The organism is Antarctobacter jejuensis, from assembly GCF_052266595.1.
Lineage (GTDB): Bacteria > Pseudomonadota > Alphaproteobacteria > Rhodobacterales > Rhodobacteraceae > Antarctobacter > Antarctobacter jejuensis.
Map to the genome: position 1 here is coordinate 246,711 of NZ_JBQQXJ010000004.1, position 22,979 is coordinate 269,689.

At 64.3% G+C, this 22,979-nt stretch carries 22 protein-coding genes; 11 read left to right on the top strand and 11 right to left on the bottom strand.

The genetic code is table 11. The features are described from left to right. Positions 1-82: 82 nt before the first annotated feature. Both ACTXGA_RS08065 and dacB read left to right on the top strand, forming a co-directional pair. The gene (locus tag ACTXGA_RS08065) at positions 83-688 is read left to right on the top strand and encodes a nicotinate-nucleotide adenylyltransferase (RefSeq protein WP_443392706.1); all 606 of its coding nucleotides are present in this window, start codon (positions 83-85) and stop codon (positions 686-688) included. A gap of 58 nt (positions 689-746) precedes the next feature. Continuing rightward, the gene (dacB, locus tag ACTXGA_RS08070) at positions 747-2,252 is read left to right on the top strand and encodes a D-alanyl-D-alanine carboxypeptidase/D-alanyl-D-alanine endopeptidase (protein WP_443392635.1); all 1,506 of its coding nucleotides are present in this window, start codon (positions 747-749) and stop codon (positions 2,250-2,252) included. Between the two features lie 74 nt (positions 2,253-2,326). Here dacB and ACTXGA_RS08075 read toward each other — a convergent pair whose 3' ends face one another. Together ACTXGA_RS08075 and ACTXGA_RS08080 are read right to left on the bottom strand one after the other, a co-directional pair. Beyond that, on the bottom strand, positions 2,327-2,755 hold the full coding sequence (locus ACTXGA_RS08075; protein ID WP_443392636.1) for a L,D-transpeptidase: 429 nt from the start codon (positions 2,753-2,755) through the stop codon (positions 2,327-2,329). Positions 2,756-2,936: 181 nt separating this feature from the next. Further along, positions 2,937-3,359 carry a tellurite resistance TerB family protein gene (locus ACTXGA_RS08080; protein ID WP_443392637.1) on the bottom strand — a complete coding sequence of 141 codons (423 nt, stop codon included), beginning with the start codon at positions 3,357-3,359 and terminating at the stop codon, positions 2,937-2,939. Between the two features lie 103 nt (positions 3,360-3,462). Between ACTXGA_RS08080 and ACTXGA_RS08085 the strand changes: the two genes are divergently transcribed. Together ACTXGA_RS08085 and ACTXGA_RS08090 are read left to right on the top strand one after the other, a co-directional pair. Beyond that, positions 3,463-5,040, top strand: coding sequence for a lysine--tRNA ligase (locus ACTXGA_RS08085; RefSeq protein WP_443392638.1), 1,578 nt, complete (start codon positions 3,463-3,465; stop codon positions 5,038-5,040). 76 nt (positions 5,041-5,116) lie between these two features. After that, a complete protein-coding gene (locus tag ACTXGA_RS08090; protein ID WP_443392639.1) occupies positions 5,117-5,533 on the top strand; it encodes a DUF4864 domain-containing protein in 417 nt (138 codons plus the stop codon). Between the two features lie 76 nt (positions 5,534-5,609). On the opposite strand, the gene ACTXGA_RS08095 is transcribed toward ACTXGA_RS08090, so the two are convergent. After that, the gene (locus ACTXGA_RS08095; protein ID WP_443392640.1) at positions 5,610-6,311 is read right to left on the bottom strand and encodes a hypothetical protein; all 702 of its coding nucleotides are present in this window, start codon (positions 6,309-6,311) and stop codon (positions 5,610-5,612) included. Positions 6,312-6,464: 153 nt separating this feature from the next. On the opposite strand from ACTXGA_RS08095, the gene parA reads away from it, so the two are divergent. Beyond that, positions 6,465-7,106, top strand: coding sequence for a ParA family partition ATPase (gene parA, locus ACTXGA_RS08100; protein ID WP_443392641.1), 642 nt, complete (start codon positions 6,465-6,467; stop codon positions 7,104-7,106). A gap of 24 nt (positions 7,107-7,130) precedes the next feature. After that, positions 7,131-7,973: a DUF6206 family protein gene (locus ACTXGA_RS08105; RefSeq protein ID WP_443392642.1), complete on the top strand. Its 843-nt coding sequence runs from the start codon at positions 7,131-7,133 to the stop codon at positions 7,971-7,973. 190 nt (positions 7,974-8,163) lie between these two features. Here ACTXGA_RS08105 and fsa read toward each other — a convergent pair whose 3' ends face one another. Next, positions 8,164-8,817, bottom strand: a complete 654-nt coding sequence (gene fsa / locus ACTXGA_RS08110; protein ID WP_443392643.1) for a fructose-6-phosphate aldolase — start codon at positions 8,815-8,817, stop codon at positions 8,164-8,166. 55 nt (positions 8,818-8,872) lie between these two features. Here fsa and ACTXGA_RS08115 point away from each other — a divergent pair, with 55 nt between their 5' ends. The 5 genes from ACTXGA_RS08115 to uvrC all read left to right on the top strand — a co-directional run bounded on the left by ACTXGA_RS08115 (position 8,873) and on the right by uvrC (position 16,205). Next, complete coding sequence (locus ACTXGA_RS08115; RefSeq protein ID WP_443392644.1) at positions 8,873-11,074, top strand: primosomal protein N'; 2,202 nt, start codon at positions 8,873-8,875, stop codon at positions 11,072-11,074. Between the two features lie 211 nt (positions 11,075-11,285). Next, positions 11,286-12,083: a S49 family peptidase gene (locus ACTXGA_RS08120; protein ID WP_443392645.1), complete on the top strand. Its 798-nt coding sequence runs from the start codon at positions 11,286-11,288 to the stop codon at positions 12,081-12,083. 192 nt (positions 12,084-12,275) lie between these two features. Further along, a complete protein-coding gene (locus ACTXGA_RS08125; protein WP_443392646.1) occupies positions 12,276-13,223 on the top strand; it encodes a calcium/sodium antiporter in 948 nt (315 codons plus the stop codon). A 10-nt stretch (positions 13,224-13,233) separates the two neighbouring features. Continuing rightward, entirely contained in the window at positions 13,234-14,025 is a 792-nt protein-coding gene (locus tag ACTXGA_RS08130) for an SDR family oxidoreductase (protein WP_443392647.1), read from the top strand. 308 nt (positions 14,026-14,333) lie between these two features. Then, the gene (gene uvrC, locus ACTXGA_RS08135; protein WP_443392648.1) at positions 14,334-16,205 is read left to right on the top strand and encodes an excinuclease ABC subunit UvrC; all 1,872 of its coding nucleotides are present in this window, start codon (positions 14,334-14,336) and stop codon (positions 16,203-16,205) included. A gap of 185 nt (positions 16,206-16,390) precedes the next feature. On the opposite strand, the gene ACTXGA_RS08140 is transcribed toward uvrC, so the two are convergent. From ACTXGA_RS08140 to ACTXGA_RS08170, 7 genes are all read right to left on the bottom strand, one after another. Next, the gene (locus ACTXGA_RS08140) at positions 16,391-16,822 is read right to left on the bottom strand and encodes an acyl-CoA thioesterase (RefSeq protein ID WP_443392649.1); all 432 of its coding nucleotides are present in this window, start codon (positions 16,820-16,822) and stop codon (positions 16,391-16,393) included. Further along, a complete protein-coding gene (locus ACTXGA_RS08145; RefSeq protein ID WP_443392650.1) occupies positions 16,819-17,577 on the bottom strand; it encodes a TIGR02186 family protein in 759 nt (252 codons plus the stop codon). The genes ACTXGA_RS08140 and ACTXGA_RS08145 overlap by 4 nt, the downstream gene beginning before the upstream one ends. Next, positions 17,577-18,491: a sulfite exporter TauE/SafE family protein gene (locus ACTXGA_RS08150; RefSeq protein WP_443392707.1), complete on the bottom strand. Its 915-nt coding sequence runs from the start codon at positions 18,489-18,491 to the stop codon at positions 17,577-17,579. Before ACTXGA_RS08150 ends, ACTXGA_RS08145 begins: the two co-directional genes overlap by 1 nt. Before the next feature lie 88 nt (positions 18,492-18,579). Further along, positions 18,580-19,545: an ABC transporter permease gene (locus ACTXGA_RS08155; RefSeq protein ID WP_443392651.1), complete on the bottom strand. Its 966-nt coding sequence runs from the start codon at positions 19,543-19,545 to the stop codon at positions 18,580-18,582. Between the two features lie 3 nt (positions 19,546-19,548). Continuing rightward, positions 19,549-20,178, bottom strand: coding sequence for a LysE family translocator (locus ACTXGA_RS08160; RefSeq protein ID WP_443392652.1), 630 nt, complete (start codon positions 20,176-20,178; stop codon positions 19,549-19,551). Next, positions 20,178-21,272, bottom strand: a complete 1,095-nt coding sequence (locus ACTXGA_RS08165) for an ABC transporter permease (RefSeq protein ID WP_443392653.1) — start codon at positions 21,270-21,272, stop codon at positions 20,178-20,180. Before ACTXGA_RS08165 ends, ACTXGA_RS08160 begins: the two co-directional genes overlap by 1 nt. Positions 21,273-21,367: 95 nt before the next feature. Continuing rightward, positions 21,368-22,972: an ABC transporter ATP-binding protein gene (locus tag ACTXGA_RS08170; protein WP_443392654.1), complete on the bottom strand. Its 1,605-nt coding sequence runs from the start codon at positions 22,970-22,972 to the stop codon at positions 21,368-21,370. Positions 22,973-22,979 lie beyond the last annotated feature (7 nt).

The following is a 22,979-nucleotide window of genomic DNA, read 5'->3' on the forward strand; positions in this document are numbered from 1 at the left end:
GGGGCGGGCCGCTGCGCCACGGGAGGTCTGGAGAGTGCAACTGCCGACACGGGCGCGCGTGCCGCGCGAAAGCGGTGTCCTGATGGGACGGGCGCTGCCCTCCGGGGCGCGGGTGGGGCTGCTGGGCGGGTCCTTTGATCCGCCGCATGCCGGGCACCTGCACCTGACGCGCGAGGCGCTGAAGCGGTTCCGGCTGGATTTGGTGATCTGGCTGGTGAGCCCAGGCAATCCGCTGAAACCCAATCCGCCCGCGCCGCTGCAAGAGCGGATGGCGGCGGCGGAGGCGATGGCCGGACACCCGCGCATTCTGATCAGCGATTTCGAGGCGCGCGCCGGGACGCGGTTCACGGCAGAGACGCTGGCCGCGGCGCAGGCGCGCCATCCGGACGTGCATTTCGTCTGGCTGATGGGGGCCGACAACCTTGCGCAGTTCCATCGCTGGGACAGCTGGAAGCAGATCCTGCACACGGTGCCGGTGGGGGTTCTGGCGCGGCCGGGTCTGCGCATCGCGGCGCGCAGCGCCCCGGCGGCCCGGATCTATCGCGCGGCCAAGCTGCGCAAGCGCGCCGCGTCGCGGTTGCCCGTCATGGCGCCCCCTGCGTGGTGTTTCGTGAACATGCCCATGAGCGATCTCAGTTCGACCGCCATCCGGGAGGCTGGTCGATGGAACACGGCTGCGAAATCGTGAAGAGCGGCGGCAAACATGCCGGTTGCCGCGCCGCCGGGGAATCGCTTAGATCAGCGCCATGACAAAAGGTTTTTCCAGACGCGCGTTCCTGAGCGGGGCCGCGGGGTTTGCCATGAGCGGCGCGGCCTTTCCGGTGCTAGCGGAACCGCCTTTGACCTCGCTTCGCCCGGTGGGCCGGTCCGACGATTTATTGAAGCAGTTTCAACCCCCCGCCGAGGCCCTGATCGAAAAGGCCCGGCTGGATGGCAAGGTTGCCTTCAGCGTGGCCAAGGTGGCCACCGGCGAGGTGATGGAAAGCCACGAAGGGACGCTGGGCCTGCCGCCGGCCAGTGTCGCCAAGGCGCTGACGGCGGGCTATGCGCTGGACACGCTGGGGCCGGGGCATCATTTCGTGACCCGCGTGGTGGCGACCGGGCCGATTGCCGAAGGGGTTCTTGACGGCGATCTGGTGCTGGCCGGGGGCAGCGATCCGACGCTGGACACCGACGGGCTGGCCGGACTTGCCAAGGCGGTGAGCGAGGCCGGTGTGACCAAGATCACCGGCGAGCTGAAGGTCTGGGGCGGCGGGCTGCCGACGCTGCCGGGGATCGACCCGCTGCAGCCCGATCACGTTGGCTATAACCCTTCGGTGTCCGGGCTGAACCTGAACTACAACCGCGTGCATTTCGAATGGCGCAGGGCGGGCAGCGACTACACGGTCACGATGCAGGCGCGCTCTGCCGCCTATGCGCCGGATGTGCGGCTGGCCAAGATGGTGCTCGCCGATCGCAAACTGCCGATCTACACCTATGAGGACCGGGGCGGGCGCGACAACTGGACAGTGGCGCGCGGGGCGCTGGGCGATGGCGGGGCGCGGTGGCTGCCGGTGCGCAAGCCGGAACTGTATGCGGGCGAAGTGTTCCAGACGCTGTTGCGTGCGCAGGGGATCACAACCGGGACACCCAAGGTGGCCACGGCCGCGCCCGGAGGGACCGAACTGGCCAGCCATGAGAGCGCGCCGTTGCGGGTGATCCTGCGGGACATGCTGAAGTGGTCGACCAACCTGACCGCCGAGGTTGTCGGGCTGTCGGCCACGGTGGCGCGGACCGGGGCGGCCCCGGCGACGCTGGGCGATTCCGCGGCGGCCATGAACGCATGGTGCCTGCAGACGCTGGGCGTGCCCGGTGTGGCGCTTGTGGATCATTCCGGCCTTGGCGATCAGTCGCGGATCAGCGCGGCGCAGATGGTGGGCTGCCTGCGGGCGCTGCGGCAACGGCAGGGGATCAAGCCGCTGCTGAAGGCCATCGAGATGCGCGATGACGATTACAAGGTGATCGAGGATCACCCGGTCAAGGTGCGCGCCAAGACCGGCACGCTGAATTTCGTCAGCGGGCTGGCGGGGTTCATCGATCTGCCGGACGGCACGGAACTGGCCTTTGCGATCTTTGCGGCCGATATTCCGCGCCGCGACGGTCTGACGGTGGATCAGCGGGAACGCCCCGATGGCGGGCGCAGCTGGAACGGCCGGGCAAAGCGGCTGCAGCAGGCGCTGATGGATCGCTGGGGCATCCTGTATACCGGCTAAAGGTCTGAAACCGGCATGAAAAAGCCCGGGCGGTGGCAGAACCGGCCCGGGCTTTTGCTGTGTTTCGTGCGGGATCAGTTGTCGATCACGACCTTCATGTTTTCGGTCCCGACCTTCTGCGTCAGCCGGAACAGCACGGCGGCGTGTTCGGGATGCAGGCGCACGCAGCCGGCAGAGGCCGGACGGCCAAGGCGGCTGATCTGGTTGGTGCCGTGGATCGCGTAATCCCCGTTGAAGAAGATCGAGTAGGGCATCGGCGCGTTATTGTAGAGGCTGGATTTGTGGTACTGGGACAGCCACTGGGCCTTCCACTGGCCACGCGGGGTGATCTTGCCCGGGCGCGCGGTGGACACGGGCCAGCGATAGGCGACCTGCCCGTTGTAGATCACGACCATGGTTTGGTTTGAGACGTCGACCTTGGCCACCAGCGGGGCGGCAAGACTCATCATCGGTGTAACGCAGAACAGTGCCGCGCCAAGCGCAGCAGCCACAAGTTTATTCATTTGTCCCTCCAGGTATCAAGCTTGGCAGCTTTGGCGGAAAATTGCCTGAAGAGAGACTACCGTGCGGTTAACCGCCGGTCAGTCCGGATTCCCTGACCTTTGCGGGTTCCGGGCCAACTGCGCTGAAATCTATGGGATTTATGCAACGATTCTGCGACGGCCCGGCGGATTTAATGCAAAGTCACAGCGAAAGGTGCCGCGCGCGCGCCCCGCGTTCGATGGCGGCGGCGTGCAGGCGGTCGATTTCCAGCTCATGGCGAATCTCTTCGAGCAGGCGCAGCTCTGCCTCGTAGAGCTTGCCGTCGGCGGCGGCGACGTCACAGGCGAGCGCATAGGCGGTTTCGTGCAGCCGTTCGGGCAGGTTGTCCCGGATCAGCCCAAAGAGCGCGTCCAGCCCGTCCTCCTGTTCGAAAAGGTCGAAGACCAGCCTCGACATGTCCCGAACGCGGTCCGAATCGTAATCCGCGAAGATCGGCAGGTGATTGACCGTCGAGTCGATCTTGATCAGTTCGGCGGTGCGCATGTTCTCATCCGATGCGGAAACGGCGATCATCAGGGCCACAAGGCAGTCCTGCGGGCTGAGCGGGTGGGCTTCGTCGGACATGGGGGCCTCTGGTTCTGAATTGTGCCTGAGCCCTGCAATTTATTGACGGCGAGGCGGGGGGGCAATAGGAAGCGCGCGCAACATTCCATCAGGAGCAACTGAAATGTCCGATCTGCGTGACGCCGCGATGAGTTCAAAGGCATGGCCTTTCGAAGAGGCGCGCCGGATCCTCAAACGCTATGAAAAGGCGCCCCCCGACAAGGGTTACGTGCTGTTCGAGACGGGCTATGGCCCCTCGGGCCTGCCGCATATCGGCACCTTTGGCGAGGTTCTGCGGACCACGATGATCCGCAAGGCCTTTGAGGTGATTTCGGACATTCCGACGCGGCTGATCTGTTTTTCGGACGATCTGGACGGGATGCGCAAGGTGCCGGGCAACGTGCCCCAGCAGGAGATGCTGCGCGAGCACCTGCAAAAGCCGCTGACATCGGTGCCGGACCCGTTCGGCGAATTCGACAGTTTCGGCGACCACAACAACGCCATGCTGCGGCGGTTCCTCGATACCTTCGGGTTCGAGTACGAGTTCTATTCGGCGACCGAATTCTATCGCTCGGGCCAGTTCGATCCGATCCTGCTGCGGGCGGCGGAACGTTATGACGACGTGATGAAGATCATGCTGAAGTCGCTGCGCGAGGAGCGCCAGCAAACCTATTCGATCTTCCTGCCGATCCACCCGGAAACGGGGCGCGTGTTGTACGTGCCGATGAAGAACGTGGACGCGGAAAAGGGTGAGATCACCTTTGACGACGAAGATGGGCGCGAATGGACGCTGCCCGTCACCGGCGGCAATGTGAAACTGCAGTGGAAGCCGGATTTCGGCGCGCGCTGGGCCGCGCTGGGCGTCGATTTCGAGATGTATGGCAAGGACCACAGCACCAACACGCCGATCTATGACGGCATCTGCCGGGCGCTGGGGGCAAAGGCGCCGGAGCATTTCACCTATGAGCTGTTCCTCGACGACAAGGGTCAGAAGATCTCCAAATCCTCGGGCAACGGCATCTCGATCGACGAGTGGCTGACCTATGCCTCGACCGAGTCGCTGTCCTATTTCATGTTCCTCAAGCCCAAGACGGCAAAGCGGATGTATTTTGACGTCATCCCCAAGGCGATGGACGAATATCACCAGCAGCTGCGCGCCTACGCGACGCAGGATCAGAAGGCGCAGCTGGCGAACCCGGTCTGGCATATCCACAACGGTGAGGTGCCGGAATCGAAGATGGTGGTGCCGTTCTCGATGCTGCTGAACCTTGCCAGCGCGGCGGGTGCGCATGACAAGGAAACACTGTGGGGTTTCATCCGCCGCTATGCGCCTGATGCGACGGCGGAAACGCATCCCGATCTGGATGCGGCGGCGGGCTATGCGGTGAAATACTGCGAGGACTTCGTCCTGCCGAACAAGACCTTCCGCGCGCCGGACGAGAAAGAGCGGGCCGCGATGGAAGACCTTGCCGCGCAGCTGCGGGCGCATGACGGGGCGACCGACGACGAAACGCTGCAGTCGATGGTCTTTGCCGTTGGCAAGGCGCATGAGTTCGAGAACCTGCGCGACTGGTTCAAGGCGCTTTACGAGGTGCTGCTGGGCCAGAGCCAGGGACCGCGGTTCGGCGGGTTCATCGCGCTCTACGGTGTCGATGAGACCGTGGCGCTGATCGAAAGGGGCCTTGCGGGCGAACTGGGCTGAGCGCGTCGTCACCGGGGCGTGATTTTGACCTCGTCTCCTTGTGGCTTACCTTTGGGAAAGCCACGAGGAGAATGCCATGCGCAAGGTACTGTTGGGACTGGTCGCCGGTATCGGCCTGACCGGGGCGGTCTGGGCCCAGGATGCACTGACCCCGAACCCCGCCATCGAAGGGACAATCCAGAGCCAGATCGACGCCTTCCTGAAGGATGATTTCGGGGCGGCCTTTGATTTCGCCAGCCCGTCGATCCGCTACATGTTCCGCACGCCCGAGAATTTTGGGGCCATGGTGCGGCGGGGCTACCCGATGGTCTGGCGGCCAAGCGACGTGGAATTCGGGCCGCTGCGAACGATTGACGGGGAATTGTCGCAACAGGTTCTGGTCTCTGATGCGGAGGGCAAACGCTTTGTGCTGGAGTACCAGATGGTTCAGGTTGATGGCGCATGGCGGATTGCCGCCGTGAAGGTGCTTCCGGCGCCCGGTGTGTCTGCCTGAACGGAGCCCCCCGGGCCGTCACCGTGGGGGTTGTCTTGGCCCGCTGCGCGGCGGCCCGTGACCTTTGGGGCCAAGTTCAGAAGTTCGTCCAGAGGCCCAGTTTCAAGCCGACGGACTTGTCTCCGGTCAGTCCGATCGTTACCCCGGTTTCGACCTTGAACCTGCCGCGCACCGGCACCACTAGCGAGGGTGCAAGCCGCGCAAAAGGCGCACGCGCGTCCGGTTGGCCGGTCTGAAGCTGCAGGATCAGCTTGTGCCCGTTCTTGCCGATATTGCGCCCCCAAGTGAAATCCACCTTGTAGTCGACGTGTCCCGTCTGGAGATAGGCCTCGGCCACGCTGTCGACCGAGATCCAGCCTTTCTCCAGTCCCCAGCCAAGAGATACGCCCGGGCGCACGACCTCCTTGCCGGAAATCACGCCGAAACCCAGTTGCCCGGTGACCTTCGGGCCGGTGTCGGCCCGGCGGAGCGGGTATTGCAGAAAGGCCACGGTCTTGCCGGCCCCCGAAACCGAGTGGCCAAGGTCCAGCCCCAGTGTCAGCCGATCCGTCAGGCCATATTCGACGTAGAGCGTGGAATAGTCCCGCGTCGGTTCAAGCGAAATCCATTCCCTCACATCCTGGGGCCAACCAAGCCGCACGGATACGCTGGCAAACCCGTCGCCCTTCTGGCGCGGCCAAGCTCCGGCCTCGGCCCCGGGGGCGGCCAGGCAGATTATGACAAAGAGCAGGGCGGCAAGGCGCATGGGAATAACCGTGGCAGCGGCTGTATCCAGCAACCCTATCTTCACGTTGGTTAACGGATTGTAAATCCGGCGTTCCGCCGCCAGAGACCGTTTTTGCCAAAAGGCCGGGGCGCATTGTGCGGCCGGGTCTGGATTCCCCCGCATGGCCCGTGCACAGTCGGCCCACATGCACGCGGGGGAGCGCAAATGGCAGGACAAGTGATCACGGTGGCGCAGCAGAAAGGCGGCAGCGGCAAGACCACGCTGGCCGCCCATCTGGCGCTGGGGTTCCGCGCGCAGGGCAAAACGGTGGCTCTGGTCGATCTCGACCCCCAAGGCAGTCTGGGGCGCTGGTTCATGACCCGTGTCGACAACGCGCCGGAGAGCTGCGAGGGGATGGATTTCGCCACCTCATCGGCCTGGGGCGTGTCCTACGAGGTGCGCAAGCTGACCTCGGCCAATGATATCGTCATCATCGACACGCCGCCCAAGGCGGACAGCGATCTGCGTCCGGCCCTGCGGGTTGCGGATCTGGTGGTGGTGCCGGTGTCCGTCAGCCATGTGGATCTCTGGGCGACCGAAGGCGTGCTGGATTTGGCCGCCCGCGAACGCTGTCCGACGCTGCTGGTGATGAACCGGACCCGCGTCGGCACGCGGCTGAACGCCGAAGTGGTTCAGGCGGCAACCCGGCTGGGGGCCGATGTGGCAAAGGCGGCCCTGGGCAACCGTGTCGGCTATGCCGAAGCGATGGGACAGGGGCGCGGCGCACAGGAAGGCGGCAAGAGCCGTGCGCGCGATGAGATCGCGGCGCTGCTGGAGGAGGTGGCGCAGCGGCTCGGGAGCGCGTAAACGAGCGGCGAAGGAGACCTGCCCATGCGTGATACCGCCGAACTTGCCCGCCTGATCCGCGCCGATGCCGATGCGCGCGGCCAGACGATTTCCCGCCTCGGCTATTTCTGCGCACCGTTCCGGCCGGCCGAGGGGCCGTATTCGGACAAGGTGATCAAGGTCTATCGCGGGCTACGCGATGCGGCGGAGCTGGACCGGCTGCTGCGGTGCCATGATGATTACGTGGCGGCCCTGCTGGCGGCGGGCGTGCCGATGCCGGAGACAGAGATGCTGACCGTGGATCTGGACGGGGCGCAGGTGCCGGTGATCGTGCAGCAGGCCCTGCCGACCGACAGCCTGATGCGCCCGCGGATGCAGTCCGGTTCATTGGAAGAAACCTTGCAGATGATGGAGGCGGCGGGCCAGGTCATCGCGCGGTTCTGGCTCTGGGCACAGGGGCAGGAGGGGCGGATCGGCTTTCACCCCTCGATCCGGAATTTCGCGGTTGTCGCGGGTGAGGCGGTGTTCTTCGACACCTTCCCGCCGCTGATCCATTACTCGCGCGCGGAAATGGGGCGTATGCTGCTGACCTTTTCCGACAAACGGCTGATGCGGATTGTCGGGCCGCTGATGCAGCGGCGGGTCACGGGCATTCAGGACGAATGGTATTCGCCACCGGAAACGCTGGTCGGTCTGGTGGGTTCGGCCTGCCGGTTGCGGCCAGAACACGCGGGCGCCTATCTGGACTGGGGCCGCGACTTCGCCACGCGCGCCATGGCGCCCTGGGCGGAGGAGGCGCTGGCCGGACTGCAAGATCCGCCGAAGCTGCCGGGCTACTGGACCGGTTTCCGCAAGCTGTTGGGATTGCAGGGAGAGCCGAACGTCTGAACCCGTTCGGGCCAGAACCTCTGCGGCAAAGGGGCAGGCGCTGCCCATACCGTTTCGAAAATCAGAAATGGTAAGAGGCGTATTTAGAAAGAGAAGAAGCAAGGGGCGCGCCTATTCGTTTCTTCTCTTTTCAAATACCGCCGGGGGTGTGGGGGCAGCGCCCCCACTCCTTTGTTCGGGACTTGCGCGGTCAGACGATCTTGATGCCCGCGCTTTCCGCGTCTTTCAGGAACTGAGCCAGCCCCTTGTCGGTCAGCACGTGGTTCGCCATCGCCTTTATGACACCCGGAGGCGCGGTGGCCACGTCGGCGCCGATCTTGGCGCAGTCCGACATGTGGTTGGCGGTGCGGATCGAGGCGGCGAGGATCTGCGTCTCGAATCCGTAGTTGTCATAGATCTCGCGGATGTCGGCGATCAGTTCCAGACCGTCCATGTTCAGATCATCCAGCCGCCCGATGAAGGGCGAGATGAAGGTTGCGCCCGCCTTGGCGGCCAGCAGGGCCTGATTGGCGGAAAAGCACAGCGTGACGTTGACCATGCGGCCTTCGTCGGTCAGCACCTTGCAGGCCTTCAGCCCGTCCCAGGTCAGCGGCACCTTGACGGCGATGTTCTCGGCGATTTCCGCCAGCTTGCGGCCTTCGGCGATCATGGCGTCGGCCTCGGTGGCGACCACCTCGGCAGAAACCGGGCCCGAGACGAGGTCGCAGATTTCCTTGGTGACTTCGAGGATGTCACGGCCGGATTTCATGATCAGCGACGGGTTGGTGGTGACGCCGTCGACCATGCCCAGGTCGTTCAGTTCCGCGATGGCGTCGATCTCTGCGGTGTCTACGAAGAATTTCATCGGCTACGCTCCTTGATGGCTTGGCCTTTCGTGTTCAGCGATTTACCCCTTTTGCATGCCGATCACTACCCCGGAATTCTTTGAAGAAGGCGCCCTTGTCGGGGTGTTGACCACGCAGCCGCTGGACCGGGTGCTGGATTACCGCGCGCCGGAGGGCGGTTGCTGGCTGGGGGCCTTTGTCGAGGTGCCTTTGGGGCCGCGCAAAGTGCTGGGCGTGGTTTGGGGACCGGGGCGCGGGGATTTCGACATCTCGAAGATTCGCAGGGTGAATCGGGTGCTGGACGCCGCGCCGATGCGCGAGGAGATGCGCGTTTTCATCGAAAAGGCCGCCGCCTACACGCTGACGCCCTTGCCCGCGATGCTACGGCTGGCGACGCGGGCGCCGGGGCTGGGCGATCCGCCCTCAATGCGCAAGGTTTACCGGCTGGGCGAGGGCGAGCCGCCACGCATGACCGATGCGCGCACGCGGGTGATCGATGCCGCGCGCGAGGTGGGCGGGCTGGCGCTGACGCTCAAGGAACTGGCCGAGATGGCGGGGGTGACGCCCTCTGTCGTCAAGGGGCTGGTCAAGAGCGGCGCGATCCTTGAGGAGGACACGCCGCGTGACACCGGCTTTCCGCCGCTGGATCCGGACCGGGGCAACAAGGAATTGACGCCGGATCAGGGCATGGCGGCAGAGGTTCTGCGCGCCGGTCAGCGGGCCGGGCGCTATGAAACCGTGCTGTTGAAGGGCGTCACAGGCTCCGGCAAGACCGAGGTGTACCTCGAGGCCGTGGCAGAGGCACTGCGGCAGGGGCGGCAGGCGTTGGTCCTGTTGCCGGAAATCGCGCTGTCGGCCGAGTTCCTGACGCGGGTCGAAGCGCGGTTTGGCGCGCGCCCGGCCGAGTGGCATTCCGGGGTGACCATGACCGAACGCCGCCGCGTCTGGCGCATGGTGGGAGACGGGCAGGCGCAGGTGGTTGTCGGCGCGCGCTCTGCCCTGTTCCTGCCGTTTCAGCGGCTGGGCCTGATCGTCGTCGATGAAGAACATGACACCTCTTACAAGCAGGAAGACGGGGTTCTCTACAACGCGCGGGACATGGCGGTGCTGCGCGCCTCGATCCTTGGGGCGCAGGTGGTGCTGGCCTCGGCCACACCCTCGCTGGAAAGCTGGGCCAATGCGGACGCGGGCAAGTACAAGCGTCTGGACCTGACGTCGCGTTTCGGGGCCGCGGTGCTGCCCGAGATGAAGGCGCTGGACATGCGGGCCGAGGATCTGCCGTCGAACCGCTGGATTTCGCCCAGCCTGCAACGCGCAGTCAAGACGCGGATGGAAAAGGGCGAACAGGCGCTGCTGTTCATCAACCGGCGCGGCTATGCGCCGGTGACGCTGTGCCGGGCCTGCGGGATGCAGATCGGCTGTGACCATTGCGACGCGCGGATGGTCGAGCATCGGTTCCTGAAACGGCTGGTCTGTCATCAGTGCGGCGAGAGCAAACCGCTGCCGGAGGTTTGCCCCTCCTGTCAGGTCGAGGGCAAGCTGGCCGCCGTGGGGCCGGGGGTCGAGCGTCTGGCCGAGGAAGCGGCGGAAGCCTTTCCCGATGCGCGAATCGCGGTGTTGTCCTCGGACCTGTTCGGCACGGCGCGCGAGTTGAAGGCGCAGATCGAGACGATTGCGGCGGGCGGGGCGGATATCGTCATTGGCACGCAACTGGTGGCCAAGGGGCACAATTTTCCGCTGCTGACGCTGGTGGGGGTGATCGACGCGGATCTTGGCCTGCAGGGATCGGACCTGCGCGCGGCCGAGCGGACCTTTCAGCTGATGCGGCAGGTTGCGGGGCGCGCGGGGCGGGCGGAAAAACCCGGCGAGGCCTTGTTGCAGACCTATCAGCCCGAGCACCCGGTGATCCGGGCGATTCTGGGTGGGGATGAAGAGGCGTTCTGGACCGCCGAGGCTGATGAGCGCCGGGCGGTGGGCATGCCGCCCTATGGGCGGCTGGCCGGGGTGATCCTGTCCGGTGGCGATGTGGGCAAGGTGTTTGACCTTGGCAACTACCTCGCACGGAATGACGGGGTGCTGCGCGAGATCGGGGCCGAGGTCTATGGTCCCGCGCCCGCGCCGATTGCACGGGTCCGGGGGCGGCACCGGGTTCGCCTGCTGATCAAGGCACCGAAGGGTGTGGCGCTGCAGGGGGCGCTGGCCGATTGGGCGGCGCAGGTGCGGCTGTCGGGCGATTTGCGGATGGCGATCGATATCGACCCTCAGAGTTTCTTCTGAGGGACAGAGGGACGACGCTCGTCGCCTTCGGCAACATCGCCCCGCCCACCGTCCCTTGGGGGGGTGCGCGAGAGAGAGGCGGATTGCCCCGCTGATGCGGTCTTTTCGGTGCCCGGTTTTCCGGCAAAGACAAGCGGCCATTGGGCCACAACGTCGGGTCTTTTCGGTGTCTGCCTTGTTTGTCCAGCGGCCCGCCTCTACATCGCTGCGCATGAGACGTTGGATCCCTTTCATGAAATCCGCTCCGCGGGTCTCTGTCGTGCGCCTGCAGGGCGCGATCGGCATGGCCGGGCGGTCGAGCATCAGCGACCGGTCGCTGGCCACAATCCTGGAAAAGGCGTTCAAGTCCAAGCCGGACGCCGTGGCGCTGGAGATCAATTCTCCCGGCGGCTCTCCGGTACAGAGTTCTTTGATCGGGGCGCGGATCCGGCGGTTGGCCGTAGAGTCCGAGGTGCCGGTTTATGCCTTTGTCGAGGATGTGGCGGCCTCTGGCGGCTACTGGATTGCCAGTGCGGCCGATGAGATCTGGGCCGATCCCAGTTCGGTTCTGGGCAGCATCGGCGTGATTTCCGCGGGCTTTGGCCTGCCGGTCTTTCTGCAGCGGCAGGGGATCGAACGGCGCGTGCACACGGCCGGAAAATCCAAGAGCATGCTGGACCCGTTCCGCCCTGAAAAGGAAGAGGATGTCGAACGGCTGAGCAAGCTGCTGGAGCAGTTGCACGGCACCTTCATCGGCCATGTGAAGGACCGGCGCGGCGACAAGCTGTCGGACAATCCCGACCTGTTCACCGGTGAGGTCTGGGTTGGTCAGGCGGCGCTGGACGAGGGTCTGATCGACGGTGTCGGTCATCTGGTCCCGAAGATGAAAGAGATGTTCGGAGACAAGGTGCGGTTCAAGCGCTATGAGGCGCGCAAGCCGCTTTTGCCGCGACTGGGTGCCTCTGCGGTGCAGGGCGCACTGGGCGAGATCGAGGAACGCGCTGAATTTGCGCGGTTTGGTCTGTCTTGATCGTCAAGATTGTCGCGCTGTTCCTGGCGTTTATCGCTGTTCTTGGCTTTTTCGGGAAATTCCGGATGCCGGGGTCCAAGCAACTGGACGCCCTGCGCAAGCGCACGCGGATAGGGTCTCAGAAATGCCCGAAGTGCGGGCGCTACAAGATCGGCAAGGGTCCCTGCGACTGCCAAAAGGGGAAAAGCTGAGATGGTTTTCGTCTATGCGGGGCTGGGCCTGCTGATTCTGCTTTTGGCCGGGGATGCGCTGGTCAAAGGGGCGGTGAACGTATCGCTGCGCATGGGGATCCCGGCGCTGATCGTCAGCCTGACCATCGTGGCCTTTGGCACCTCTGCCCCGGAATTGCTGATTTCCATCAAGGCGGCACTGAACGGTGCACCGGGCATCGCGCTGGGCAACGTCGTGGGATCCAACACCGCCAACGTGTTGCTGGTGCTGGGGGTGCCCGCGCTGATCACGATCATGCACACCAGCCAGTGCGACACCCGCAAGAGCTATTTGCAGATGCTGGCGGGGTCCGTTCTGTTCATCGCGCTGGCCTTTCGCGGGGTGTTCGACTGGATCTCGGCGCTGATCCTGCTGACGGTTCTTGTGGTGATCCTGGGCAGCCAGGTGCGCGATGCCCTTGCGCATCGGGCGGCCGGGCAGGCCGAGGAAGACCTGGAAGAGCCCGAGGGCGCAGATCCGGACATGCCGTGGTGGAAGATCGGGCTGTTTCTGGCGCTGGGCCTGATCGGCCTGCCGCTGGGGGCGGATCTGCTGGTGGACAGCGCCGAGGAAATCGCCCGCATGTTCGGGGTTCCGGACGCGGTGATCGGACTCACGCTGGTGGCGCTGGGGACCTCCCTGCCGGAACTGGCGACGACGGTCATGGCGGCAATCCGCAAACAGGCGGATGTGGCCATCGGCAACGTGATCGGTTCCAACCTGTTCAACCTGCTGGCCATTATCGGGGTGGCCTCGCTGATCGCGCCGATCGGCGTCGGTCCGGGCTTTTTGCAGTTCGACCTGTGGGTGATGCTGGGCGCGTCGCTGATCCTGCTGCCTTTCGTCTTTTTCGGCCGCGATCTGACACGCCCCTGGGGGATCGGATTGACGGCGCTTTATCTGGGCTATGTCACAATCGTACTGTTGTGAAGGAGCGCACATGAGCGATGTGACGGGGCGCGCGCTGGTGACAGGCGCTGGTCGGCGGCTGGGCCGTGCGATGGCCGAGACGCTGGCGGAACAGGGCTACGCTGTGGCGGTGCATTATGCCGGGTCCGAGGCGGCCGCCGAGGAGGTAGTCGCAGGCATTCGGGCGCGGAGCGGGCAGGCCGCGGCGCTGCAGGCGGACCTGCTGGACGAGGCGCAGACCGGGGCGCTGGTCGGGCGGGCGGCGGAGGCGCTGGGCGGGCCGCTGACGGTTCTGGTGAACAACGCCTCGATCTTTGAGCATGACGATATCGGCAGTGCCACGCGCGACAGCTGGGACCGGCATTTCGGCTCCAACCTGCGCGCGCCGTTTGTGTTGATGCAGGCGCTGGCTGCGCAGATGCCCGATCCCCTGTACGATGACCGGGGAGAGCCTGTGGCGCAGGGGCTGGTGGTCAACATGATCGACCAGCGGGTGCGCAAGCTGACGCCCGAATTCATGACCTACACGCTGGCCAAATCGGCGCTCTGGACGCTGACCCGGACGGCGGCGCAGGCGCTGGCCCCACGGGTGCGGGTGAACGCCATCGGGCCGGGGCCGACGCTGCAAGGCGGACGGCAGGACGCAGAGGCCTTTGCCCGCCAGCGGGCCGCTACCGTGCTGGAACGCGGCTCTGATCCCGAGGATATCACGGCGGCTCTGGTTTACCTTTTGTCGGCCAAAAGCGTCACGGGACAGCTGTTCTGCGTGGACGGGGGGCAGCACCTCGCATGGCAGACTCCCGATGTCACCGGGGTGGAATAGGACCTATCCGAAAGAGTTTTGCACTGGTCACAGAGCCCTGACAAAAGCGTTACAAAAATGTAAAGTTTCTCAAGGGTTTGCGTAACGTGGTAAAAAATATCCTTTATAATCAATGGATTGATTTATCGCCTAAATTTTGTGCAATCCTGTGAAGTAGGCTCAATACAAGGAAAAAATCGACCTGCCCAGATTTTGCCTACAGACTTATCCACATATTCAGTGGATGCAATCCTACTTGAAACGGCAACCATGGCATTGCAGCCAAGAGCAGAATCGAAGCTTAACACAACGTTAACGGGTGAGGTGGAATGCAGGGTGAGGAAAGCACCGATCCGGTCCTGACAGGCTACAAGGTGATTCAGGGCTATTTGAGGACGCTGGACAGTTCTCCGGGTGTCTACCGGATGCTGGATGAGCAGTCGCGCGTGCTCTACGTCGGCAAGGCGCGGAACCTGAAGGCGCGGGTGTCGAGCTATTCCCGGCCCTCGGCGCAGCATTCGCGGCGCATCGAACGGATGATCTCTGACACCGCGTCGATGATGTTCCTGACCACGCGGACAGAGACAGAGGCGCTGCTGCTTGAGCAGAACCTGATCAAGCAGCTGAAGCCCAAGTTCAACGTGCTCTTGCGCGACGACAAGTCGTTTCCGAACATCCTCGTGACCGATCACGAATACCCGATGATCAAGAAGCATCGCGGCGCGAAGAAGGAAAAGGGCCACTACTATGGTCCCTTCGCCAGCGCGGGCGCGGTCAACCGGGTGCTGAACCAGTTGCAGAAGGCGTTTTTGCTGCGCAACTGCACTGACTCGATGTTTGAGACGCGCACGCGGCCCTGCCTGCAACACCAGATCAAGCGCTGCAGCGCGCCTTGCGTGGGCAAGATCAGCCCCGAGGAGTACGGCGCCAGCGTCAAGGACGCGCAGCGGTTTCTGTCGGGGCGATCGACGCAGATCCAGGCGCAGTTGAAGGCGCAGATGCAAGAGGCCTCTGAGGCGATGGAGTTCGAGCGCGCGGCCGCCCTGCGCGACCGTATCCGCGCGCTGACTCAGGTGCAGACGGCGCAGGGGATCAACCCGCAGACCACCGCCGAGGCCGACGTGATCGCGCTGCACATGGAAGGCGGGCAGGCCTGTGTGCAGGTGTTTTTCATCCGCGCGAACCAGAACTGGGGCAATCAGGATTTCTATCCCCGCGTGGGCGAGGACGTAAGTCACGCAGAGGTCATGGAGGCCTTTCTGGGCCAGTTCTACGACCAGAAGGAACCGGCGCGCTTGCTGCTTCTGAGCCACGGGATCGAGGATGTGGACTTAATGTGTGAAGCCTTGGCCGAGAAGGCGGGACGCAAGGTCGAGATCACCGTCCCGCAGAGGGGCGAGAAGGCGGAGTTGATCGACGGGGCGCTGCGCAATGCCAGGGAGAGCCTTGGCCGCAAGATGTCCGAGAGCGCGGCGCAGGCCAAGTTGCTGAAGGGGCTGGCAGAGGCCTTTGGCCTTGATGCGCCGCCCGCGCGGGTCGAGGTCTACGACAACAGCCATATCCAGGGCACCAATGCCGTGGGCGGGATGATCGTGGCCGGGCCGGACGGCTACATCAAGAACCAGTACCGCAAGTTCAACATCAAGGGTGAGGATCTGGTGCCGGGGGATGACTTTGGCATGATGAAGGAGGTCCTGCATCGCCGCCTGACACGGTTGCAGAAGGACGATCCCGACCGCGACAAGGGGCTGTGGCCGGACCTGATGCTGATCGACGGCGGCGCCGGGCAGGTAAGCGCTGTGGCCGAGATCATGGCGGAACATGGTGTGGACGACGTGCCCTTTGTGGGGGTGGCCAAGGGGATCGACCGGGACGCCGGCAAGGAAGAGTTCCACCGCCCCGGGCAGCGGCCCTTTGCGCTGCGCCACAACGATCCGGTGCTGTATTTCGTGCAGCGCCTGCGCGACGAGGCGCACAGGTTTGCGATCGGCACGCATCGGGCCAAGCGGGCCAAGGCGCAGTTGGCCAATCCGCTGGACGAGGTGCCGGGTGTGGGCGCCGCGCGCCGACGCGCGCTGATGGCGCATTTCGGATCGGCCAAGGCGGTGAGCCGCGCCAATCTTGCCGATCTGAAGGCGGTCGAGGGGGTGAGCGAGGCCCTGGCGGAACGGATCTACGCGTTTTTTCACGAAAAGGCGTGATCCGGCGGGCGCGCCTGCGGAGCGTCTGTGGGAGCTTGCGGGGGGACCCCGCAAGCGGGCGAGGGGCGCTGCCCCTCTTGCCCCCGGACCATGTCCGGGACCAATTCACCCCGAGGTATTTCTGAGCCCAAAGAAGACGGGAGTGGTGTCGGGCGGGTCGGGCGGCGGATCCGCGGCGCGGCCTGTCAGGTCAGGAGGGTCTGAAGGCGGGCGCGGATCTCATCCGGGATCGGCATTGGGCGGGCGTCGTCGCCGGTCAGGACCTGGGTGAAGAAGCCTTCGGTACAGGCCGTGGTTTCGTCATTGCGGAACAGCCCGACCTCTGTCCGCATGGAGGAAGTGCCGAGATGCGCGATACGCAGACCGGCATGGATCACGTCCGGGAAGCCGGCTTCGGCGTGGTAGCGGCAGCCGGTTTCGACCACCAGAAAGCGCAGCGCCCCGGGGCCGCGTATGGCGATGCCATTGTCCATCTGCCAGAGGCTGATCGCCGTGTCGAAGAGCGACAGGTAGGTCGCGTTGTTCATGTGACCGTATTCGTCGTTGTCCATCCAGCGGGTGGGCAGCATGCGAAACGCGCGGTATTCGGCGCGGGTGCCAGGGGGCGTGCGGCTCATTGCGATCTCAGGATGCGGAAGGCGGAGGAGGCGCCCCAGCCCGCTGCGATGGCGATGGCCAGCGACATCAGCCCGTAGATGAAGGGTTGCTGCCGTGACAGAATGTAGAGCCAGCGTTCAAGGCCGACCTTGCGCACCTCGATCACCGTTTCATAGGTCGAGATAACGGCCCCGCCACGGGTGAGGAAGATGCGGGTGGGGTAGGCGCCTTCGGTCAGGTTTGCCGGCATGGAAATGGCCGTGTCGAAGAGCGTCTGTTCGCGCAGGGTGACGGTGTTTTCATGGAGCTGGTAGAGCCCCGCCTCAGTGCGGATGCGGATCACCGCGTCGGTGAAGCTCTGGGCGTCGGGGATGTCCATGGGCGCGCCGACAGAGCGGATGGCGCGCGGGATCGAGATCCGGTGGCGCAGGTCCTCGGTGTCGGAAATCGCCTCGTTCCAGGCGGTCGAGGTGGCGATGGCGTAGAAGCTGGGCGCGGCGTCGACCTCAACCGCGTGGGCGTTGATCCAGATGCCGAAGCGGCGCGCCTGACGCCAGACGGTGAGCGGTGTCTTGGGGCCCGCGACGGCGACGATGACCTGAAGCGGTTCGTCGGGAATGGTGCTGTCGCGTTTGACCGCGCCGAAGATCAGGATTTCGGAGCCGTCGAAATCGGTCGAGATCTGGACGGTGTCATGGCTGAGGCCAAGCACGACTTCCTCGGCCTTGGCGGGCTGGGAGAGCAGCGTCAGGAAGAGGGCAATCAGGTACCGCATCAGTGCCCCCCCGGCCCGGCGATGAGGTAGAGTTCGGAAGGGGTGAGCAACAGGTCCAGCGCCAGCTTGCCGCAGACAAGCAGAACCAGACCGGCCAGCAGGATGCGCAGTTGTTCGGCCCGCAGGCGGGTGCCGATGGTGGTGCCCACCTGCGCCCCGATCACGCCGCCGACGATCAGCAGGACCGCCAGCATCACGTCGACCGTGTAGTTGGTGGTGGCGTGCAGCATCGTGCTGAAGGCGGTGACAAAGATGATCTGGAACAGCGAGGTGCCGACAACCACCTTGGTCGGCATGTTGAGCAGGTAGATCATGGCCGGGACCATGATGAAGCCTCCGCCGACCCCCATCACCGCCGAAAGGACGCCGACGCTGAGCCCCACCAGAGCCGGCGGAATAACCGAGATATAGAGGCCCGAGGTGCGAAAGCGCATCTTGAACGGCAGGTTGTGAACCCAGTTGTGTTTCTTGCGGGGCGGGCGGGCACCACGGCGGGATTTGCGCAGGGCGTTCAGGCTTTCGACGAACATCAGCGCGCCGATGATGCCGAGAAAGACCACGTAGCAAAGGTTGATCAGGAGATCGACCTGACCCAGCGACTTCAGGTAGTTGAACAGAAAGACGCCCAGACCTGCGCCGATCAGGCCGCCGATCAACAGCACCGTGCCCATGCGCAGGTCCACTGTCTTGCGCTTGAGATGGGCCATCAGGCCCGAGACAGAGGAGGCGACGATCTGGTTGGCGCCGGTGGCCACGGCGACAGCCGGTGGCACGCCGATGAAGAACAGCAGCGGCGTCAGGAGAAATCCGCCGCCCACCCCGAACATGCCAGAGAGCACGCCCACAAGGCCGCCTAGGCCAAGCAGGAGGAAGATATTGATAGAGACCTCGGCGATGGGAAGGTAGACCTGCATGTCCCAAGCTAGACCCATTGCACCAGCCTGTGCAAGCGCAGCATTGCACGGATTGGGCAGGAATTTTTCAGGACTTGCGTGCCTGTGGTCAGCGTTCCTTGACGTAGGGTTCTCCGCCGGCGCGGGGCGGGATTGCCTTGCCGACGAATCCGGCGAGGATGACGACGGTCAGGATGTAGGGCAGGGCGTCCATCACCTGCACCGGCACCGTCACCGGGCCAAGGTGGATGCTCTGGAACCGCAGCGCCACCGCCTGCAGAAAGCCGAACAACAGGCAGGCGCCAAGCGCGTACCATGGCCGCCATTTGGCAAAGATCAGTGCCGCCAGCGCGATATAGCCGCGCCCTGCGGTCATTTCCTTGCCAAAGAAGGGCTGCAGGCCGGTGGCCAGATAGGCCCCCGCGATGCCGCAGAGAATGCCGCAGATACCGACAGCGGCAAAGCGCAGCCCGATGACAGAAACCCCGGCGGTGTCCACCGCCTCGGGTGCCTCACCCACGGCGCGCAGGCGCAGTCCGAAGCGGGTGCGGAACAGCACCCACCACGTCACCGGCACCAGCAGCAGCGCCACATAGACCAGCGAGGCATGGCCCGACAAAAGGTCAGCGTAGATCGGGCCGATCACCGGCACCTCGCGGATGCTCTCGGCGAAGGGGAAATTGATCGGTTGCAGCCGGGCCGCGCCTTGGAGTGTCGGCGTCTTGCCGCCCTGCTGGAACCAATCCTGCGCGATCAGCACGGTCATTCCGGAGGCGAGGAAGTTGAGCGCGACGCCCGAGATCAGCTGATTGCCCCGGAAGGTGATCGAGGCCAGCCCGTGGATCGCCGACAACACCAGTGAGGCGGCAATCCCCGCCAGAACGCCAAGGTAGACGTTGCCGGTGTAGAAGGCTGCTGCGGCCGAGAAGAAGGCGGAGATCAGCATCTTGCCCTCAAGCCCGATGTCAAAGATCCCGGCCCGTTCGGAAAACAGCCCCGCAAGGCAGGCCAAGAGCAGGGGGGTCGACAGGCGAATGGAGGATTCGAGGACCTGAATGATCGTGGCGAGATCCATGTGTCAGCCTTTCGACAGGGCCAGCCGGACGGCGGCGAAACAGAAAAAGGCGCCGAGGGCGGCGTCGATGCCCCGGCGGGCGTGCAGATACAACGCAACGATCGGCCGGGTAGAGAAGGTCAAAGCGTAGAGGGCGTGAATGATGGCCGAGTTGGTCGCGGCCCCGATCACGAACAGCGCCGCGATGGGCGCAGGGGCGGTGCCGCCCAGTGCCAGCGTGACGATGGCGAGGTAGGCAAGGATGGCCTTGGGGTTGCTGATCTGCAGGATCAGGCCCTGACGGTAGAGTTTCGCCGGGCTGCCGGTCAGCGCGCTGAGCGCGGGATCGGAAGAGGGGCGGGCGGCGCTGCGCAGGGATTTGTACCCCAGCCAAGCAAGGTATCCCGCGCCAAACAGCTTGATGACCAGCACGGCCTGCGACCACGTCAGGATCAGCGCGCCAAGGCCCGCAATGGTGCCGGAGGCCAGCAGGACAGAACCGGAGACGATGCCCGCGCTCATGGCCAAGGCCTCACTCCGTCCGGCGCTCATCGCGGTGCCGATCACCGCCAGCACGTTGGCCCCCGGAGAAGCCAGCGCCAGCGCATGGACGCCCCATGCGACCAGCAGGGAAGGCAGATATTCGACCAGCATCACGCCTTGCCCTTGCGCATGGCGAGAAAGATTTTTTCCAGCGGCGAGCGCACCATGTTGTCCAGCGCGCCGGTGAACAGGATCACCAGCGCCTGAATGACCGTCACCAGTTCACGCGGGATATTCGCCCAGAAGGCCAGTTCCGCCCCGCCCTGATACAGGAAGCCGAACAGCAGCGCGGCAAGGAATACGCCCACGGGATGCGAGCGCCCCATCAGCGCCACCGCGATACCGATGAAACCCGCCCCTTCGGAGGCGTTCAGGACCAGCCGTTCGGCCTCTCCCATCGTGGTGTTCAGCGCCATCATGCCTGCAAGTCCGCCCGAGATCAGCATGGCGATCACGGTGGTCCGCACGGGCGAGATGCCCGCGTATCGCGCCGCCGTGTCGGAATGCCCGAATGAACGGATTTCATAACCAAGACGGGTGCGCCAGATCAGCAGCCAGACGGCGATGCAGGCAAGGATGGCAAGGAAAAAGGTGACATTGGCCGGCGATCCCCGGAACAGCACGGTTTCCGAGGTGGAAAACATCTGCTGGAAGGTCGGCAGATGTGTCGCCTCAGGGAAGGCGCCGGTGGCGGGTTCCATCGAGCCCTTGGGCCGCAGCAGGTTCACCAGCACGTAGTTCAGCACCGCCGCGGCGATGAAGTTGAACATGATGGTTGTGATGACGATATGGCTGCCGCGTTTCGCCTGCAGGATGGCGGGGATATAGGCCCATGCCGCACCAAAAATTGCGGCGATCATTGTGGTCCCGACAAGGGCCAAGGTCCAGTGCGGCCACGGAATGTAGAGACAGGCCAGTGCCACGCCAAGCCCGCCGATCAGCGCCTGTCCTTCGCCGCCGATATTGAACATGCGGGCGTGAAAGGCGACGGCGACCGCAAGGCCGGTGAAGGTAAAGTTTGTCGCGTAATAAAGCGTATAGCCCCAGCCGGAGGAGCGCATCAGCGCGCCCTGCACCATCAGCTTGAAGGCCTCGATCGGGTTTTCACCGATGGCGAGGATGACCAGTGCTGACAGGATCGCCGCCAGAAGGATCGAGATCAGGGGAACGAGGACCGCATCGGCCCAGGCGGGCATCTTATCCATGTGCGCCTCCGGTGCGTGTTGTTCTGACTTCGGGCCCGGCGACACAGGTCTCTGGCGGGCGTTTTTCGATCAGGCAGCGGCCACAGACGTGCATGTCAGACATTTTTCGTGGCCCCCCGGTTTTTCTGGGCTTCGAATTGTTCGTCCACCGCCTCGATCAGTGGCTTGTCCGGCATTTCCGTCACGCCAGCCATCAGCAGGCCCAGTTCGGTCTGGTTGGTCTCTTCGGGCAGGCGCTCACCCATAATCTTGCCGTCGAACATCACCGCGATGCGGTCGGACATCGACTGGATTTCATCCAGTTCGACCGAAACCAGCAGCACCGCCTTGCCCGCGTCGCGCAGGGCGACGATCTGCTGGTGAATGAATTCGATGGCGCCGATGTCGACGCCGCGCGTGGGCTGGCCGACCAGCAGGATTTCCGGATCGCTTTCGATTTCACGCGCCAGAACGATCTTCTGCTGGTTGCCGCCCGAGAAATTGCGCGCCGCCAGCGCCGGGTTCGGCGGGCGCACGTCAAAGCGTTGCATCTTTTCTTCGGCGTCCTGACGGATGGCGTCATTGTCCATCAGCAGGGCGTTCTTCTGGTATTTCGGGTCGTGGTGATAGCCGAAGGCGATGTTTTCCCAGGCTGTGAAGGGCATTATCAACCCCTCGTGCTGGCGGTCTTCGGGGACATGGGCGATGCCGCGGCGTCGGCGGCTCTGGCCATCGGAATGTTTGCCGGTCAGGTCGATTTCATCGCCGTTGACGCGGATCGTGCCGGTTGCGGGAACCATGCCGCCCAGCACCTCCAGCAGTTCCGACTGGCCGTTGCCGGAGACACCCGCGATGCCAAGGATTTCGCCCGCCCGCACGGTCAGGGAGATGCCTTTGAGCCGTTCGACACCGCTCTCGTCGGTATGGCGCAGGTTTTCGATTTCCAGCACCGGCTTGCCCGGCTTCGGTGGGGATTTGTCCACTCGCAGCAGCACCTTGCGGCCCACCATCAGTTCGGCCAGCTGTTCTGGAGAGGTTTCCGAAGTCTTGACTGTGGCGGTCATTTCACCGCGCCGCATGACACTGACGGAGTCGGTGATCTCCATGATCTCGCGCAGCTTGTGGGTGATTAGGACGATCGTCTTGCCTTCGCGCTTCAGCCCTTCGAGGATGCGGAACAGGTGATCCGCCTCGGCCGGGGTCAAAACGCCGGTGGGCTCATCCAGGATCAGGATTTCCGCCTCGCGGTACAGCGCCTTGAGGATTTCGACCCGCTGCTGATGGCCAACCGACAGATCCTCGACCAGCGCGTCGGGGTCGACGTTCAGGGCGTAGTCGGCGGCCAGTTGCTTGAGCACGCCGCGCGCTTTGGCGAGCGAGGGCCTGAGCAACCCGCCGTCCTCGGCCCCGAGGATGACGTTTTCGAGGACAGAAAAGTTCTGGACCAGCTTGAAATGCTGGAAGACCATGCCGATGCCCGCCGCGATGGCGGCCTGGCTGTCGGGGATCTGGGTCTTCTTGCCATTGATGAAGATCTGGCCCGCGTCGGCCTTGTAAAAGCCGTAGAGGATCGACATCAGGGTCGATTTGCCCGCGCCGTTTTCACCGATGATGCCGTGGATCGTGCCGGGCATCACACGGATCGAGATATCCTTGTTGGCCTGCACGGGGCCAAAGGCCTTGGAAATGCCCTTGAGCTCGATGGCGGGGGTATCGGTCATTGCGGAG

Coding starts and splice junctions, on each gene's coding strand:
- ACTXGA_RS08065 (WP_443392706.1), top strand. CDS start 83: ATGGGACGGGCGCTGCCCTCCGGGGCGCGGGTGGGGCTGCTGGGCGGG.
- dacB (WP_443392635.1), top strand. CDS start 747: ATGACAAAAGGTTTTTCCAGACGCGCGTTCCTGAGCGGGGCCGCGGGG.
- ACTXGA_RS08075 (WP_443392636.1), bottom strand. CDS start 2,755: ATGAATAAACTTGTGGCTGCTGCGCTTGGCGCGGCACTGTTCTGCGTT.
- ACTXGA_RS08080 (WP_443392637.1), bottom strand. CDS start 3,359: ATGTCCGACGAAGCCCACCCGCTCAGCCCGCAGGACTGCCTTGTGGCC.
- ACTXGA_RS08085 (WP_443392638.1), top strand. CDS start 3,463: ATGTCCGATCTGCGTGACGCCGCGATGAGTTCAAAGGCATGGCCTTTC.
- ACTXGA_RS08090 (WP_443392639.1), top strand. CDS start 5,117: ATGCGCAAGGTACTGTTGGGACTGGTCGCCGGTATCGGCCTGACCGGG.
- parA (WP_443392641.1), top strand. CDS start 6,465: ATGGCAGGACAAGTGATCACGGTGGCGCAGCAGAAAGGCGGCAGCGGC.
- ACTXGA_RS08105 (WP_443392642.1), top strand. CDS start 7,131: ATGCGTGATACCGCCGAACTTGCCCGCCTGATCCGCGCCGATGCCGAT.
- fsa (WP_443392643.1), bottom strand. CDS start 8,817: ATGAAATTCTTCGTAGACACCGCAGAGATCGACGCCATCGCGGAACTG.
- ACTXGA_RS08115 (WP_443392644.1), top strand. CDS start 8,873: ATGCCGATCACTACCCCGGAATTCTTTGAAGAAGGCGCCCTTGTCGGG.
- ACTXGA_RS08120 (WP_443392645.1), top strand. CDS start 11,286: ATGAGACGTTGGATCCCTTTCATGAAATCCGCTCCGCGGGTCTCTGTC.
- ACTXGA_RS08125 (WP_443392646.1), top strand. CDS start 12,276: ATGGTTTTCGTCTATGCGGGGCTGGGCCTGCTGATTCTGCTTTTGGCC.
- ACTXGA_RS08130 (WP_443392647.1), top strand. CDS start 13,234: ATGAGCGATGTGACGGGGCGCGCGCTGGTGACAGGCGCTGGTCGGCGG.
- uvrC (WP_443392648.1), top strand. CDS start 14,334: ATGCAGGGTGAGGAAAGCACCGATCCGGTCCTGACAGGCTACAAGGTG.
- ACTXGA_RS08140 (WP_443392649.1), bottom strand. CDS start 16,822: ATGAGCCGCACGCCCCCTGGCACCCGCGCCGAATACCGCGCGTTTCGC.
- ACTXGA_RS08145 (WP_443392650.1), bottom strand. CDS start 17,577: ATGCGGTACCTGATTGCCCTCTTCCTGACGCTGCTCTCCCAGCCCGCC.
- ACTXGA_RS08150 (WP_443392707.1), bottom strand. CDS start 18,491: ATGCAGGTCTACCTTCCCATCGCCGAGGTCTCTATCAATATCTTCCTC.
- ACTXGA_RS08155 (WP_443392651.1), bottom strand. CDS start 19,545: ATGGATCTCGCCACGATCATTCAGGTCCTCGAATCCTCCATTCGCCTG.
- ACTXGA_RS08160 (WP_443392652.1), bottom strand. CDS start 20,178: ATGCTGGTCGAATATCTGCCTTCCCTGCTGGTCGCATGGGGCGTCCAT.
- ACTXGA_RS08165 (WP_443392653.1), bottom strand. CDS start 21,272: ATGGATAAGATGCCCGCCTGGGCCGATGCGGTCCTCGTTCCCCTGATC.
- ACTXGA_RS08170 (WP_443392654.1), bottom strand. CDS start 22,972: ATGACCGATACCCCCGCCATCGAGCTCAAGGGCATTTCCAAGGCCTTT.